This window comes from Pseudooceanicola pacificus, assembly GCF_009789075.1.
GTDB classification, from domain to species: domain Bacteria; phylum Pseudomonadota; class Alphaproteobacteria; order Rhodobacterales; family Rhodobacteraceae; genus Pseudooceanicola; species Pseudooceanicola pacificus.
This window is the reverse complement of the sequence record NZ_WNXQ01000002.1, coordinates 77,936-92,565: the sequence shown is the minus strand read 5'-3', so window position 1 is coordinate 92,565 and position 14,630 is coordinate 77,936. Positions and strand designations below refer to the sequence as shown.

The following is a 14,630-nucleotide window of genomic DNA, read 5'->3' as shown; positions in this document are numbered from 1 at the left end:
GGGCCCGCTCCGGCTCCGTTTCGGGGCTGGGGCCATTCCTGCTGGCCGGCAGCGTCGCCCTGACCCTCGCGACCTGCTGCGCGGTTCTGTTCGGCGAGATCACCGTGACCCCGCGCGAGGTCCTGTCCACGCTGGCAAACCGGCTCTTCGGCTTCGACCTGGCCGTCGATCCGATCCGCGAGGGCATCGTCTGGCATTACCGGCTGAGCCGGGCGGTGGTCGCGATGTGCGCGGGCGCGTCTCTGGCGATCTGCGGTGTCGTGCTGCAGGCACTGCTGCGCAACCCCCTTGCCGAACCTTATCTGCTGGGGATCTCGGCGGGCGCCTCGACCGGGGCGGTGCTGGTCATCGTACTCGGGATCGGAGCCGGGGCCGTGACGGTCTCGGCCGGGGCCATGGCGGGGGCGCTCCTCGCCTTCGGATTTGTCGCGGTCCTGTCCTTCGGGTCCGGTCGCGGTGCCGAAAGGGTCATCCTTGCCGGGATCGCCGGCTCGCAGCTGTTCAATGCCGCCACCGCCTTTATCGTCACCTCCTCGGCCAGCGCCGAACAGACCCGCGGCATCATGTTCTGGCTGCTCGGCAGCCTTGGCGGCGTCCGCTGGCCGGATGTCGGCCTGGCCCTTCCCGTCCTGCTCCTGGGGCTCGCCTTCTGCCTCTACCGGGCCCGGGCGCTGGATGCCTTTGCCTTTGGCGAGGATGCCGCGGCCTCGCTCGGGGTCGACGTCGCGCGCGTTCGTGTTGAGCTTCTGGGCCTCACCGCGCTGCTGACCGCCTGCGTTGTCAGCATCGTCGGGGCCGTGGGATTTGTCGGGCTGGTCATCCCTCATGCGACGCGCTTCTTCGTCGGTCCGTCACATGGCCGGCTCATCCTCGGCTCGGCCCTGGCGGGCGCGATCTTCATGGTCTTGGCCGACGTCCTGTCACGCCTCGTGCTGCCGGGACAGGTGTTGCCGATCGGCGTGATCACCGCCCTGTTTGGCGCCCCGGCCTTTGCCGTCCTGCTGTGGCGCGCGCGGGGCGGACAATGAGCCTGCAGAGCGACAATATTTCCTGGACCTCCGGCGGCGCGGCCATTGTGAAGGGTGTGACCCTGCAGGTGCCCGAACAGGGTGTCCTGGGCCTGGTGGGACCCAACGGATCGGGCAAGTCGAGCCTGCTGCGCCTGCTGGCCGGGGTCCGGCGCGGCAGTGGCGGCGCGGTGCTGGTCGACCAGCGGCCGATCGACACCATAGGTCGCGCCGAGATCGCGCGGCGGCTTGCGCTGGTGGAACAGCACGCGACAACCGATGTCGTGCTGACCGCGCGCGACGTCGTCGCACTTGGCAGGTTGCCGCATCGCGGCGCCCTGGGCGGCTGGAGCGCACGGGACGAAGAGATCGTGCAGCGCGCATTGGCACGCACCGGCATGACGCGCAGCGCGGGACAATCCTGGTCCACGCTGTCCGGTGGCGAGCGCCAGCGAATCCAGATCGCCAGGGCGCTGGCGCAGGAACCGCGCGAGCTGCTCATGGACGAGCCGACCAATCATCTCGATATCCGCCACCAGCTCGACCTGCTGCGGCTGCTGCTCTCGTTGGGAACGCATGTCATCGTGGCGCTGCACGACCTCAATCAGGCGATGGCGTTCTGCGACGAGGTCGCGGTGATGAGCGAGGGGCAGCTGATCGCACAGGGAAAGCCGGTGGAAATCCTGACCGCCGAGCTGATCGGCGAGGTCTTCGGGGTTGAGGCCATGATCGTCCGCGGACCGAACGGACCCAGGATTTCGTTCTTCTGAGGGCCCGCAACCGGCGTGCACCTCGGCTGAACCGGCGCCGGACATGACAGGACAGGGCTTGCAGCGGGTCTGTGCCGCCGCGAGGGCCAAGGCCACAGGTGCATTCTTGACGCACTGGACATCCCGGTTGACCGGCGATGCGCCACGTTCGCGCAACCGGCCCGCGATGCTGGCGCAATATCCGCGAGCGGCCCGACCCCGGGTTTTGACACGGTGCGATCCGACTTCGGCGCGCCGGGGATGGCGGCACGGGCGCGCGCTCCTTCGGCAAGGTCTGGTACAGGCCATCGTGATCGAACAGGGGCCGAAGGCTCGCCTGGCTGTGCGCGGCGACATGCGCGGGCTTCAGGATGATCACATCGGTACGCGTCCAGTCGGCAGTGATCGCATTGATCAGCGCGGGACGGGTGCTGCGGTCCCACCACATCACGATCTCGCCGGTCTGCTCGATGGCGTTTTTCCAGGCCCCGGCGATCTCGTCGTTCGGCCCGTCTTCGCAGACCAGAGCGAAGTCGATGTCGCTATAGGCGTCGGCCCTGCCATTGCCGAAGCTGCCGCTCAGAAACAGGCCGCGAATGGCGGGACGGTCGCGGAGCGCGGCGCTGATGATCTCGATGGCGCGGTCTGACTGCATGGTGCCGTCCTTTCTTCGGGCAAAGGGGATCGCCTTGCGGAATGACGCCGCAGGGGGTGTTTCCGGGGCGGATGGGTTGGGCGGCGGGGCGCTAGCGCTTGATGGACCAGACCATCGCCGTTTCGTAACCGGCGGCGTCCAGCAGCGCGATCTTGGAGGTCCACCGCGCGGGACAGACGACAAAGGCCACCCCGATGCCACGGCCGGCCAAGGCGGCTTCGGCGGCGTGCAGCAAGGCGCCTGCCCCCTCCGTGCCGTGGTCGAGCGTCGCCGGGCTGGCCAGGTCGTGGTGGAAATAATCGTCGATCACACCCGTGCCGGTGATGTCGTGGCCCGGCGGGAAATGCAGGCGCGAGGCAGGCTGAGCAATCACATAGCCCTCAAGCTGATCGGGCGATCCCAGGACCATCATGTCACGATCCCGCAGCGTCAGACTGCGCGTCATCCAGGCGGAAAACCGTGCATCGGCCTGGGGATGGATGTCCCAGAACGGGTCGATCCCGAACAGAACCTGCCGGTTCTCGGCGCTGCGGGCCACGATGCCGGGAATGTCGTCCTGCGTCGCGAACCGGACCCCGGCCGGCATCCCCTGATCGCCAAGGTCGGTGCGCGACAGATAAAGCGTGAGGGGATCATAGCCGGCCGCCTCGAAGGCGCGGCGCCAGTCCTCACCCGTGACATGGGAGGCCAGTTTGATCCGCGCTCCGGCCGCGTGCAGCGCGTCCTCGGCCGCGGCCAGCAGGCCCTCGACCGTGCCGCTTGGCGCATCGGGCAGGACAAAGGAGTCCGGCAGGATCAGCCCCGGCTCACCCAAGGCGCCCGCGTAGATCGGCGGCACCGGCAGCAGCATTGCATGGATGACGCCGGTGATCCGGCCCTGATCCTGCGACACCTGCCAGATCTGGTGGAACGGTTGTTGCTCGGCGGTCAGCGCGAAGTTCAGCGCCTTTTCGATCTGGGCGGGCGCATCCGCAGCCATCCGCCACAGGATCGGATCCGCAGCATGGCGCGCCCCGGCATCCAGCATAAGAAGTTCGACAAGGCGCGGAATATCCTCGGGGGTCGCTGGCCGGACGGTCTGGGTCATCTGTCGATCTCGCTTGCTGGGTGCCGCTGTCGTGCCTGTATCGGCCCTCGGCACCAAATTGACAAAGCAGGATAATTTCACCAGCGTTCAGAAAAACTATCGCCTCCGGGGTGTTGGATGAAAAACGTCAATCTGAATGCGCTTCGGGTGTTTTCCGTCGTGGCCTCGCACGGGAACCTGCAACGTGCCGCGGACGAGCTGAACCTGTCGCGGGGCGCGGTCTCGCAGCGGATCAAGCAGCTTGAGATCGAGCTGGGCGTGGTGCTGCTGGTGCGCGGCGCGCGCGGCGTCGCCCTCACGCCGGAGGGCGCGCGCTGCCATGCCGCCATGCAACAGGCCCTGGCGATCCTCGACACCGCCTTGCTAAGCCTCGCCGAATCCGGTGACCGCGTCACGCTGCACCTGGGGGCATCCACCGCGATCAAGTGGCTCATGCCCCGGATGGACGCATTTGCCGCCAGGTTTCCGACCGTTTCGCTGACCACGCAGACGCACGAACGGATGCTGTCGCGCAGTCTGGGCCGGAACGAGATCGCGATCTGGCCCGGCACGGCGCCGGATGCGAATCCGGCGCACGGATCGCTGCGCCTGACCGATATCCGCCTCGTCGCCGTGTGCAGCCCCGACTTCCTGCGCCCGGACTGGCCCATGGGTCTGGACACCCTGCTCACCCTGCCCCTGCTTCAGGATTCGCACCGGCGGTGGGAAAGGCTGATCGAGGCCACGGGATGGGGCGACGCGCACAAGCTGCTCAATTTCGACCGATCCGCCCTGGCGCTGGATGCCGCCATCGGTGGCTACGGCGTTGCCATCGCGCCAGGTTACATGGTGGACCATGACCTGCGCTCGAAACGGCTTGTCGAGATCTGGCTCGATCCCGAACCCTCGGGGGATGGGCTGTATGTTTCATGGTCAAAGGACCATCTGGGCCAGGCGCGGATCAAGCGCATCGTCGACTGGATCGCGGCTGAGTTCGCGTGAGACACAAGCCCTGGATATGGGGCTGCAACCGGGACTCGAGCCCCGTTGTCGAAACATGCCGCACCGATTTGCGAGCGCCCGGTTTGCGGTCCGGGGAATCGCGCCAACTTGCCCGGTTGCTTGCTAAGGCCGGACCTGCGTGCCACGGTTTGCAGGTACGGATAGGGTGGAAAAATGTCGGCACCTCTTGTTGTCAGAAACCGGAATTTTCGCCTGCTCTTGAGTGCCGGCACATTGAGCAATCTCGGCGATGGACTGGTCGTGCTTGCACTGCCCTGGCTTGCGACATTGATGTCGCAGAATCCGGTGGCGATTGGGGCGGTGGCGGCGGCTAGTCGCCTGCCCTGGCTGCTGTTCGCGATTCCGGCGGGGGTCGTGGTCGACAATGCCGAACACAACAAACTGATTGCCCGAGCGGACATTCTGCGCGCGGCCATTGCGCTGGCGATCCTGTTGCTGGCGGTGAACCAGCCGGCCGAGGGCGCGGTGTGGGTGCTGGCGGGGCTTGCTTTCGTTTTGGGCTCTGCCGAAGTGCTCAGAGACAATGCCGCTCAGACGATGCTCCCGTCGATTGTCGACTCCAAGGACCTGGAGGCGGCCAATGGCCAGCTCTGGAGCAGCGAGCAACTCACGAACCAGTTCATCGGACCGCCATTGGCGGGCGTCCTGATCGCGGCGGGTATCGGCATTCCCTTCGGGATTGACGCGGCCCTTCTGGTCCTATCCGCCGGATGCGTCTGGATGATCACGCTTGCGCCCAGAGTGAAGACCAAGACGCGTTTTCGCCAAGCCCTGTTGGAAGGGATCGCCTTCATGCGGGCCGATTCCCTGCTGCTGCGGCTTGCCGTTGTGTTGGGGATCGCCAACTTCATCGCGATGGCGACGATCACGGTTCAGGTTCTTTTTGCGCAGGATGTGCTGGCCATGTCCGCCTATGCCTACGGGCTGGTCCTGTCCGTCGCCGCACTGGGGGCCGTTACGGGAAGCCTGCTTGCCCCGAAACTTGTCGGGTTTTTCGGAACGCAAAGGTGCCTCTACCTGTCAATTGCGACCTGGGGCATCGGCTATGCATCCATCGGGCTCAGCCATTCCGGCTATGCAATGGCCACCGCGCTGTTCTGTGTGATGGCCGCAGCCATGCTGTGGAATGTCATCACCGTGTCCTGGCGCCAGAGACGTATTCCGCCTGCGCTGCTTGGGCGGGTCAACAGCATTTACCGCTTCTTCGGATGGGGCTCGATGCCACTGGGGGCCATGACAGGCGGGGTGCTCGTCTCGGTCCTGGAGCAGGATCTGGGCCGGGAAATCGCTTTGCGCGCCACATTCGTCTGCGCCGGGGCCGCATGTGCGCTCTTGCTTGCCTACGCAGTGTTCAGGCTGCGTTTGGAATAGGCTGGCCGCCCTTCGCCAAAGGAAATTCAACGCCCGGTTTCAGGATCGCGGGAACCGTCCCGCTGGCTGTCGGCCAGTCCGGGGTGAAGATACGCCGCCGGATAGGCCATCGGCCTGAAGGGCCCAAGGGGCACGACGCCGTTCCAGCTGCGCCCGAAATAGCCCTGACGGCAATGCACCAGGGATCCCGCATCCGCGACACCGGGCAATGCATGGACGCGGCACAGCCATCGCCACAGATGCGGATAATCGAGCACCCGCGCACCGTTGAGCTTCATGCGGAGGTAATAGACCGGATCGTGGCGGTAGAGCGTGGGGAAAAGGCGCAGGTCGGCCTCGGTAAATGCCTCGCCGGTCAGAAAGGGGCGGCCATCGGACAGACGGTCCTCCAGCTTGTCGAACGTCTTGAAATAGGCGGCAAAGGCGGTTTCGTAGATCGCCTGATCCGAGGAAAACCCGGCCTTGTAGGCGCCGTTGTTGATTGTGGTGTAGATCAGATCGTTCAGCTCATCGATGTCGTGGCGGAGCCTGTCGTCCTCGGGGTAGAGCCGCACGCGCGTTGCCGCCGCGATACCGCTGCCAAGCGCCTCGGCATGGGCATCCAGCATGCGGATGATCTCGGCGCTTTCGTTGTTCACGATGCGGCCCGCGATCCTGTCGTAAAGGATCGGGACGGATTGCTCTTCTGACCCTTCGGCGCGGTAGACCTGTTTGGCCAGGCGCAAACCCTTGCCGGTGCCGGTCTCGGCCGTGCATTCGGGCAAAGGGGCCCCGGTCAGGCTGGCAATCCGGTCCGGTGCGAATTCCCAGAGGTTCGCCCCCTCGGGATCGTCGTCGCCGGTGCGATTGGGAAAGGCCACGTCCATCGTGATGGCGTCCTGCAGCCCCAGCACCGACCGGGCCAGGGTCACGCGATGGCACCAGGGGCAATTGAGCGCCACGAAAAGATGATAGCGGCCCGGTTCCGCCGGGAAATCGGGATCGCCGATGGCATGGCGGAAGCCGCTGACGCCGCGCACGAATTCGCCCCGTGCGCGGCGTTGCCGAATACCCGTCTGGTCTTCTTCGGTCGATCTGTCGCTCATGGCGCCAGTGTCACCCTCTGAGGCGGTGATGCAAGATGATCGGCACCGCCAGCTCTTCTTCGTCGCTCAGATGCCGTTTCAGGAAGGCCTCGATCGTTGCGGCCGTGGCATGCACCTGCCCGGCTTCCTCACGGGCCTGCACCTCGTCCAGATCAGACAGCTTGATCAGCCGGTTGGCGGTACGGGTGAAATCATCGAGCACTTGGTCCAGATCGGCGTGATCCTGTTCCAGCACCTCAAGCCCGGCATCGAAACGCGGGTCCGCCGCCGAAAGCTCAGGGAAATAACTGCGATCTTCCCAGCCATGATGGCCATGCAGGTTCCCGACGAGGTTGCCGCCGTAATGGGACAGACGCCCGGCGTAGTCCTCCAGCTCCATGCCGCGATCCAGCAGGGATTCGGTATCCAGGCGGACACGCTCAGCCACCCGGCGGAACATCTGATGCGCGCCAAGCCAGTGCCGGGTCTTTTCCTTGAAGCCCGGATGCGCGTCCCAGCTGTCGCGCGGATACTGGTCGAAGAGAAACCGCATCTCTTCCGGCATCTCGGTCTGGCGAATGGTGTCGGTATCAAGCATTGGATTTCTCCTTTCGGATGAAAGGTGGGGCTGCCCGGGGTGCCACACCACTGCGGACTGGCGCACAGCGGCCCTGCGTCAGCGGCCCTCTGCACGGCGGATGCCGCGGATGTCTGCCATCTTGCGTTGTCATATGGTGATGTCGTGCGCGGTGACGCCGGACGGCCTGTCATCGCCGCCATCGGCAGGGCGGGCGCGGCGACAGAACCGGCCGGGCACCCGCAAGCACATGCAGGTCGGCAAGAACGGGCAACGGCCCGCTCGTGATATGTGGCGCCGGATCGCTTCACCGCCGATCCGGCCAGCAGGATGGCGGGGTGTTACACCTGGCCGCCGCGAAACCCGCTTGCCCCGATGTCCCAGAACACGCCGGCCATGACACGCAGCGCATCGCGGCAGAGCGGTTTCAGGACGTGCTCGTTGGGCGCATGTTGGGAACATCCGCGATAGGAATGCGGCACCCAGATCGTGGGCAGGCCCAGGATTTCGGTAAAGCTGTCATTGGGCAGCGATCCGGCGAGGTTGGGCAGGACGTGCAGATCGCCTGCCGTTTCGCGGATCGACGCACCGACAAACCTGGCCCAGGGATGTTCGGGATCCAGCCGGGTGGCGGAAAAGAAGCCACGGTCATGCGCGCGGATCTGCACCCGTTCGAAGCCATGTGCGTCAAGGTGGCGGCGCAGCGCGGGCACGACCTCTTCGGGGTCGGTTCCGACGACAAAGCGCAGTTGGCAGGTGGCCCGCGCCCATCCGGAAATCGCGTTGACCGGGGCCTCGGGCACGCCCGAAACCATCGCCAGCACCGCAAAGCTGTTCCAGCCAAAGACGCGTTCGGCGGGCGTCAGGCTTTCCTCGCCCCAGTCGGGATCGACCGCGGGGCCGTCTCCGCCATGCACCGGCAGCCTGCTCAGCGCGTCGCGCACGGAGTTTGTCAGGCTGTCGGGGCGCCATTCGGGCACCTTGATCTGACCGCGCACATCGGTGATGCAGGCCAGGGCATGGGCCAGGATCATCGCCGGATCGGCCAGCAGCCCGCCCCAGTTGCCGGAATGATGCGCGCCTTCGTGGGTCTCGACCAGCAGGTCGAAGGTCGTCCCGCCGCGCGAACCCATGAACATGCTCGGCACGTCAGGTTGCAGGCGCGGCCCGTCCGAGGCGATCAGAACATCCGCGCTCAGCCGGTCCTTGTAGGTGCGGAACACCTCGGGCAGTCCGACGGAGCCGACCTCCTCGCTCATCTCCAGAACGATCCGCGTGTTGAAGCCAAGGCTGCCGCGTGCCGCCAGAACGGATTCGAGCGCGGCGATATTGATCAGATGCTGGCTCTTGTTGTCGGCCGTGCCGCGGCCATAGAGCCGGTCGCCGTCCTCGGTGATCTCCCAGGGTTTCAGGCCCTCGCGCCACATCCCCTCCTGTCCGCGCACGGTGTCGCCATGCCCGTAGGTCAGGATCGTGGGCAGATCATCGCCTTCGCGCCGTTCCCCCAGCAGCAGGGGGCCCCCTTTCGGATCGGGATTGTCGATGATCTCGCAGACAAAGCCCATCGCCTCAAGCCGGGGCAGCATCGCCTCGACCAGGTAACGCTGCGCCTCGGCGCGGGCTTCGGGGGCCGGGTTCTGGCTTTCGCTGCGGTAAGAGACAAGATGGGCGAGATCGGACTGGAAGGCGCCGGTTTCGAAATACTCGGTCGCTTTGGCAATGGCAGTGTCTCTGGTCATTCTGTCTCTTCAAGTGCTGCGTCACCCCAGGGCGACATGATTTCTGTGCATCCCGAGTTCACCGCCCCGTCGCGCATCACCCCGGCGGGGCAGGCAAAGGCATAAGGGTGCACGGTGCGCCGCGTGGTCTGAACCGGCATGACGCGTTCAATGGCCGCTAGAACCTCGGGCGGCAGGGTTTCATCGGCAATCGCCCCTGCCCCGCCCGACACGTCGATGCGCGGCGTGTGGAAGGCCGCGCCGATACCCATGCCCCTGTCGGTGACGAAGGAGGCCAGCTGCGCCACCGCCGAAACGATCTTGCGCCCGCCCGAGGCCCCAAGCGCAAAGCTGCGCGCGCCCTGGCTGCCGACAATCGGGCAGACGTTCATCAGGCAGGCCTTGTCGGGCCCGAGGGAGTTCGGCCTGCCCTGTTCCGGGTCGAACCACATGATGCCGTTGTTCATCAGCAGACCGGTGGTGGGAGAGACCACGCGGCTGCCAAAAATCGACAGCAGGGTCTGGGTATGCGCGACCATGTTGCCCGCACGGTCGACGACCGAGAAATGCGTGGTGCAGCCGGGCGCCTCGGGCACCTCGCCGGTGTCGCCCATCGTGCCAAGGCGTTCGGCATAGGCGCGGCTGAGGGCGCTGGCATAGGCGGGATAGGCCTGTGCGGGGGTGGACATGTCCACCTCGGACAGCTGTTCCATCACCCGGGCAAAGGTCGGCCCGGCCGTCAGCCCCGGCATGACGTGGAACAGGGCGTCGCGATAGGGCACGGGCCGCGCCGCGCCCGTCCAGGCGCGATAGCCGCGCAGGTCATCGACCGACAGGCTGCCGCCCTTGGCCTGCACGTCGCCGGCCAGCGCCGCTGCAATGTCGCCTTCGTAGAACGCACGCGGACCGCCGCTGGCCAGCACCTCAAGCATGTCGGCCATGGCGCTTTGATCCAGCCGGTTGTCCGGGATCGCCGTCCAGCCCGACCCTTTGGGCCAGACCCCGTCATCGAGGAACAGCGCGGCGGCATCCGGGTCTTGCGACAGGTTGCGCGCGACCGAGGCGATCAGCAGAGCGGCGTACCAGTCCACCAGCATCCCCTGGCGGGCGTGGGCGATGGCCGGGGCCAGCAGATCGGCCCAGGGCAGACGGCCCCAGCGGGCATGCGCCTGCCCGATCCCCTCCACCGTGCCCGGAACGGCAATGGCCTTGGCCCCTTCGACGTTGCGGTCCCCGACCACCCGTTCCCAGGGAAACAGATCGCTTGCCTTGCCTTCGCCCGACAGCGGATAGTCCGCCACGTTCAGCCCCTTGGGCGAGCGCATGCCGAAATTGATCGCCACCGCCTCGCCCGTATCGGCCCGCCAGTGCACGGCCGCCCCGCCGCCTGCCGGGCCGCTCATCCAGGGTTCCAGCACCCCGAGGACAAAGGAGGTGGCCACCGCCGCGTCCACCGCATCGCCCCCGGCGCGCAGCACCTCGGCCCCCGCTTCGGCGGCCAGGCGGTGCTGGGATGCGACCACGCCGCCGGGCGTCTCGATCACGTGCTTGCGGACCTCCTGGGTCCTGGACAATGCGCTCATGCTGCGGCCTCTTCATACATCGGGCTGTCGGGATCGTGCATATGACATTCCACCCGTCCCGCATCGGTTTCCAGGGGGCGCGGAGCCTTGGCCGCGCACAGTTCCGTCGCATGGGGGCAGCGGGGGTGAAAGGCACAGCCCGAGGGCGGATCAATCGGGTTGGGATAGGCCGTGCCAAGCGAGGTTTCCGGCACCCCCTGCCCCGGGTCGGGCGTCAGGACCGAGCTCAGCAGCGCCCGGGTGTAGGGATGGCGCGGCCGTTCGAACAGATCGGCCACCGGGGCCTCCTCGACAATCCGGCCAAGGTACATGACCGCCACGCGGGTCGCCAGATGTTCGACCACCGCCAGATCATGCGAGATGAACAGATAGGTCAGCCCGAATTCCTGACGCAGATCCCCCAGCAGGTTGAGGATCTGGCTCTGCACCGACACATCCAGCGCCGAGGTCGGCTCGTCGCAGATCACGATTTCCGGCTTCATCACCAGGGCGCGGGCAATGGCCACACGCTGGCGCTGACCGCCCGACATCTGGCTGGGATAGGTGTTGATGACCCGCCCCGGAAGGCCGACGATATCAAGGATGTCCAGCACCGCCTTGCGCTGGCTGGCCGCATCGCCGATGCGATGCACGCGCAGCGGCAGCGAGATCAGGTCGTAGATGGATTTCCGCGGGTTGAGCGAGGAATAGGGATCCTGAAAGATCGGCTGAAGCCGCCCGGCGAGCGCCCGCCGGTCGAGGTCCTGCATCCGGTCGCCTTCGACCAGCACATCGCCTGCGGTGGGCTTTTCCAGCCCAAGCAGCAGCTTGGCCAGGGTGGACTTGCCGCAGCCGGATTCCCCGACCAGCCCCAGCACCTCGCCCTTGCGCATCGACAGGGTGACGTCATTGACCGCCGTCAGCGGCTTGCGCTTGCCGAACAGCCCCTGTTTGACGCTGTAGGTCTTTTTCACACGGTCGAGCGTCAGGATATCGCTCATGCGACCACTCCTTTTTCTTCGGACAGCGCACCATCGGCAAAGACGCAGCGAAAGGCATGGCCAGCGGTGCCGCGCATCGGGATCGCCTCGCGGCATGAAGGCTGCGCATGCGGGCAGCGGGTGCGGAAGGCGCAGCCCGTGACCTCGCCCACCAGCGAGGGGACAATGCCCGCAATGGTGCCAAGCCGCGCGCCCCGCGCCGTCTTGCCCGGTTGCGGAATGCAGCGCAGCAGGCCGCGCGTATAAGGGTGGCTGGGCGTGGCGAAAACCTCGCTCGCCGGGCCGGTTTCCACCAGTTCGCCCGCATACATCACCGCGACCTTGTCGGCGACCCGCGCGACCACGCCCAGGTCATGGGTGATCAGGATCATCGCCATGTTCATCTCGCGCGTGAGATCCACCAGCAGCCGCAGGATCTGCGCCTGAATGGTGACATCCAGCGCCGTCGTCGGTTCGTCCGCGATCAGCAGGTCGGGTTCGCACATCAGCGCCATCGCGATCATCACCCGTTGCCGCAGCCCGCCGGACAGCTGGTGCGGGTATTGCGACAACCGGCTGGCGGCGGCGGTGATGCCGACCTTTTCCAGCAGCTCCACCGCGCGGGCGCGCGCCTTGTCGCGGCTGACGTTGCGGTGCAGCAGCAGGGCCTCCATCAGCTGGTCGCCGATGGTATAGGCCGGGTTGAGCGAGGTCATCGGCTCCTGAAAGATCATCGCCATACGGTTGCCGCGCAGATCGCGCATCACCCGGTTGTTCGCCTTCAGCAGATCGGTATCGCCAAAGCGGATCTCGTCCGCCGAACGTTTGATCGACTTGCCCAGCAGTCCCATCACCGCCAGCGAGGTCAACGACTTGCCCGACCCGCTTTCGCCAACGATGGACAGGGTCTCGCCGCGCCTCAGATCGAAGTCGATGCCGCGCACCGCATGCAGGATGCCGCTGCCCGTGGGAATGTCGAGCGTCAGGTTCCTGACGGAAAGCAACATGTCACTCATCGGTCAGCTCCGTCCTTCGGGGGCGGTCACGTCGCGCAGACCATCGCCCATGAGATTGATCGCCAGCACCAGCACGAAAAGCACCGCGCCGGGGATCAGCACCAGCCAGGGCTCGAACAGCATCATGTTCTTGCCCTCGGACACCATCAGCCCCCAGGACGGCGTCGGCGGCTGGACCCCGAGGCCCAGAAAGCTCAGCGCCGCCTCCAGCAGGATGGCATGGGCCATTTCCAGCGTGACGATGACGATCAGGTTGTTGAAGACATTGGGCATGATCTCGGTCAGCAGGATGCGCGGGGTCGAGGCGCCGATGACCTGCGCGGCGGCCACATAGTCGCGCCGGCTGATCTGCAGGGTCGAGGCGCGCATCACAACCGCGAAGCGGTCCCACAGCAGCAGGCCCAGCACGCAGATCACCACCGTCAGCGACCCGCCCAGGATCGCCACCACGGCCAGCGCCACCAGCACCACCGGCATGGCCAGACGCACGTTGATCAGGAAGGTCACGACCGCATCGACCTTTCCGCCGAAATAGCCCGCCGCGACGCCCATGGCCGTGCCGATCACGCCCGAGATCAAGGCGGCGATGGCGCCGATCATCAGCGAGACGCGCGCCCCGTAAAGCAGCCGCGACAGGTAATCCCGGCCAAGGTGATCGGTGCCCAGCGGATGTTCCCACGTGCCGCCCATGAACACCGGGGGGACCATACGGTTCATCAGGCTTTGCGCATAGGGATCATGCGGCGCGAGCAGCGGCGCGAAAAGCGCGACCACCACCAGCAGCAGCACCACGCTCAGCCCGAAGATCAGGCCCTTGTGCGACAGCGCGCGGGATTTCAGCATCTGGCGCGGCGACGGGCCCTGGATTTCGGCGGACAGGGGATCGGCGATGTCGGTCATCTCAGGCGCTCCGCATTCTGGGATCCAGCCAGGCGTTCAGCACGTCGGCAAGGAAGGTGAAGACGATGTAGAACATCGAGAAGACAAGGATCAGCGCCTGCACCGTGGGCAGGTCGTTGCGCGCGATGCTTTCCCAGGCGAGATAGCCCGCGCCGTGCAGGGCAAAGACGCTTTCCACCACGATGGAGCCGCCTAGCATGAAGCCCATCTGCACCGCGGCAAGGCTGACGACGGGGATGATGGCATTGCGCAGCGCATGTTTGAACAGCACGCGCATTTCGCCCGACCCTTTGGCCCGCGCGGTGCGGATGTAATCGGAATTCAGCACGTCGAGCATGCCGGCGCGCGTCAGGCGCATGATGGCGGGCATGGCGTAATAGCCCAGAACGATGGTCGGCATGATGAAATGCCGCCAGGATGAGGCGCCCGAGGGCGGCAGCCAGCCCAGCTGGATCGCAAAGACCACGATCAGGATCAGACCGAACCAGAAGGACGGCATCGCCTGCCCCGCGACCGACAGGAACAGCGCCACCCGGTCGATCAGCGAATTCGGCCGGATCGCCGCGGCGACGCCAAGCGGCACCGCCGTCGCCAGCGCGAACAGGATACCGCAGACGCCCAGCGTCATCGTCACCTGCAAGCGTTCGGCGATCAGGCTGGCAACGGGGAGTTTGAAATAATAGCTCTCGCCGAAATCTCCGCGCAGGGCGGAAAACAACCAGTCGCCATATTGCACCATCATCGGCCGGTCGAAGCCGTAGAGACGGCGCAGCGCCTCGACATCCTCGCCGCTGGCGGTCTCACCGGCCAGCGCGGCGGCCGGATCGCCGGACAGGAACAGCAGCGAAAAACTGATGAAGCTGACGGTAAAGGCAACCAGCAGTGCCAGGCCGAGGCGTTTGAGGATGAATGCAAACATGGCGGACCTTTCGCGTGACGCGA

General features: G+C 66.1%; 13 protein-coding genes and 1 pseudogene. 4 read left to right on the top strand and 10 right to left on the bottom strand.

Annotation, left to right across the window (positions count from 1 at the left end; all coding sequences use genetic code 11):
• Nucleotides 1–26: 26 nt before the first annotated feature.
• Both GLS40_RS03530 and GLS40_RS03525 read left to right on the top strand, forming a co-directional pair.
• Nucleotides 27–1,028, top strand: coding sequence for a FecCD family ABC transporter permease (locus GLS40_RS03530; protein WP_408003720.1), 1,002 nt, complete (start codon nucleotides 27–29; stop codon nucleotides 1,026–1,028).
• A complete protein-coding gene (locus GLS40_RS03525) occupies nucleotides 1,025–1,777 on the top strand; it encodes an ABC transporter ATP-binding protein (protein WP_160381274.1) in 753 nt (250 codons plus the stop codon). The genes GLS40_RS03530 and GLS40_RS03525 overlap by 4 nt, the downstream gene beginning before the upstream one ends.
• Before the next feature lie 541 nt (nucleotides 1,778–2,318).
• Here the strand turns inward: GLS40_RS03525 and GLS40_RS18195 are convergent.
• Together GLS40_RS18195 and GLS40_RS03515 are read right to left on the bottom strand one after the other, a co-directional pair.
• A pseudogene (locus GLS40_RS18195) lies at nucleotides 2,319–2,411 on the bottom strand (nucleotidyltransferase domain-containing protein); the annotation flags it as partial.
• Between the two features lie 91 nt (nucleotides 2,412–2,502).
• The gene (locus GLS40_RS03515; protein ID WP_160381270.1) at nucleotides 2,503–3,498 is read right to left on the bottom strand and encodes a hypothetical protein; all 996 of its coding nucleotides are present in this window, start codon (nucleotides 3,496–3,498) and stop codon (nucleotides 2,503–2,505) included.
• Between the two features lie 117 nt (nucleotides 3,499–3,615).
• On the opposite strand from GLS40_RS03515, the gene GLS40_RS03510 reads away from it, so the two are divergent.
• Together GLS40_RS03510 and GLS40_RS03505 are read left to right on the top strand one after the other, a co-directional pair.
• On the top strand, nucleotides 3,616–4,479 hold the full coding sequence (locus GLS40_RS03510) for a LysR family transcriptional regulator (RefSeq protein WP_160381269.1): 864 nt from the start codon (nucleotides 3,616–3,618) through the stop codon (nucleotides 4,477–4,479).
• 174 nt (nucleotides 4,480–4,653) lie between these two features.
• The gene (locus tag GLS40_RS03505) at nucleotides 4,654–5,871 is read left to right on the top strand and encodes an MFS transporter (protein ID WP_160381267.1); all 1,218 of its coding nucleotides are present in this window, start codon (nucleotides 4,654–4,656) and stop codon (nucleotides 5,869–5,871) included.
• 26 nt (nucleotides 5,872–5,897) lie between these two features.
• On the opposite strand, the gene GLS40_RS03500 is transcribed toward GLS40_RS03505, so the two are convergent.
• The 8 genes from GLS40_RS03500 to GLS40_RS03465 all read right to left on the bottom strand — a co-directional run bounded on the left by GLS40_RS03500 (nucleotide 5,898) and on the right by GLS40_RS03465 (nucleotide 14,607).
• Nucleotides 5,898–6,956, bottom strand: a complete 1,059-nt coding sequence (locus GLS40_RS03500) for a glutathione S-transferase C-terminal domain-containing protein (protein WP_160381265.1) — start codon at nucleotides 6,954–6,956, stop codon at nucleotides 5,898–5,900.
• A gap of 10 nt (nucleotides 6,957–6,966) precedes the next feature.
• The gene (locus tag GLS40_RS03495) at nucleotides 6,967–7,533 is read right to left on the bottom strand and encodes a hemerythrin domain-containing protein (RefSeq protein WP_160381263.1); all 567 of its coding nucleotides are present in this window, start codon (nucleotides 7,531–7,533) and stop codon (nucleotides 6,967–6,969) included.
• Between the two features lie 320 nt (nucleotides 7,534–7,853).
• Nucleotides 7,854–9,251, bottom strand: coding sequence for a M20 family metallopeptidase (locus GLS40_RS03490; RefSeq protein ID WP_160381261.1), 1,398 nt, complete (start codon nucleotides 9,249–9,251; stop codon nucleotides 7,854–7,856).
• Nucleotides 9,248–10,813, bottom strand: coding sequence for a gamma-glutamyltransferase (locus GLS40_RS03485; protein ID WP_160381259.1), 1,566 nt, complete (start codon nucleotides 10,811–10,813; stop codon nucleotides 9,248–9,250). The genes GLS40_RS03490 and GLS40_RS03485 overlap by 4 nt, the downstream gene beginning before the upstream one ends.
• Nucleotides 10,810–11,793, bottom strand: coding sequence for an ABC transporter ATP-binding protein (locus GLS40_RS03480; RefSeq protein WP_160381258.1), 984 nt, complete (start codon nucleotides 11,791–11,793; stop codon nucleotides 10,810–10,812). The genes GLS40_RS03485 and GLS40_RS03480 overlap by 4 nt, the downstream gene beginning before the upstream one ends.
• Entirely contained in the window at nucleotides 11,790–12,788 is a 999-nt protein-coding gene (locus GLS40_RS03475; RefSeq protein WP_160381256.1) for an ABC transporter ATP-binding protein, read from the bottom strand. The genes GLS40_RS03480 and GLS40_RS03475 overlap by 4 nt, the downstream gene beginning before the upstream one ends.
• A 3-nt stretch (nucleotides 12,789–12,791) precedes the next feature.
• The gene (locus tag GLS40_RS03470) at nucleotides 12,792–13,688 is read right to left on the bottom strand and encodes an ABC transporter permease (protein WP_160381255.1); all 897 of its coding nucleotides are present in this window, start codon (nucleotides 13,686–13,688) and stop codon (nucleotides 12,792–12,794) included.
• Between the two features lies 1 nt (nucleotide 13,689).
• Nucleotides 13,690–14,607 (bottom strand): ABC transporter permease, encoded by a 918-nt coding sequence (locus GLS40_RS03465; RefSeq protein WP_160381253.1) that lies wholly within the window; start codon nucleotides 14,605–14,607, stop codon nucleotides 13,690–13,692.
• Nucleotides 14,608–14,630: the final 23 nt, after the last annotated feature.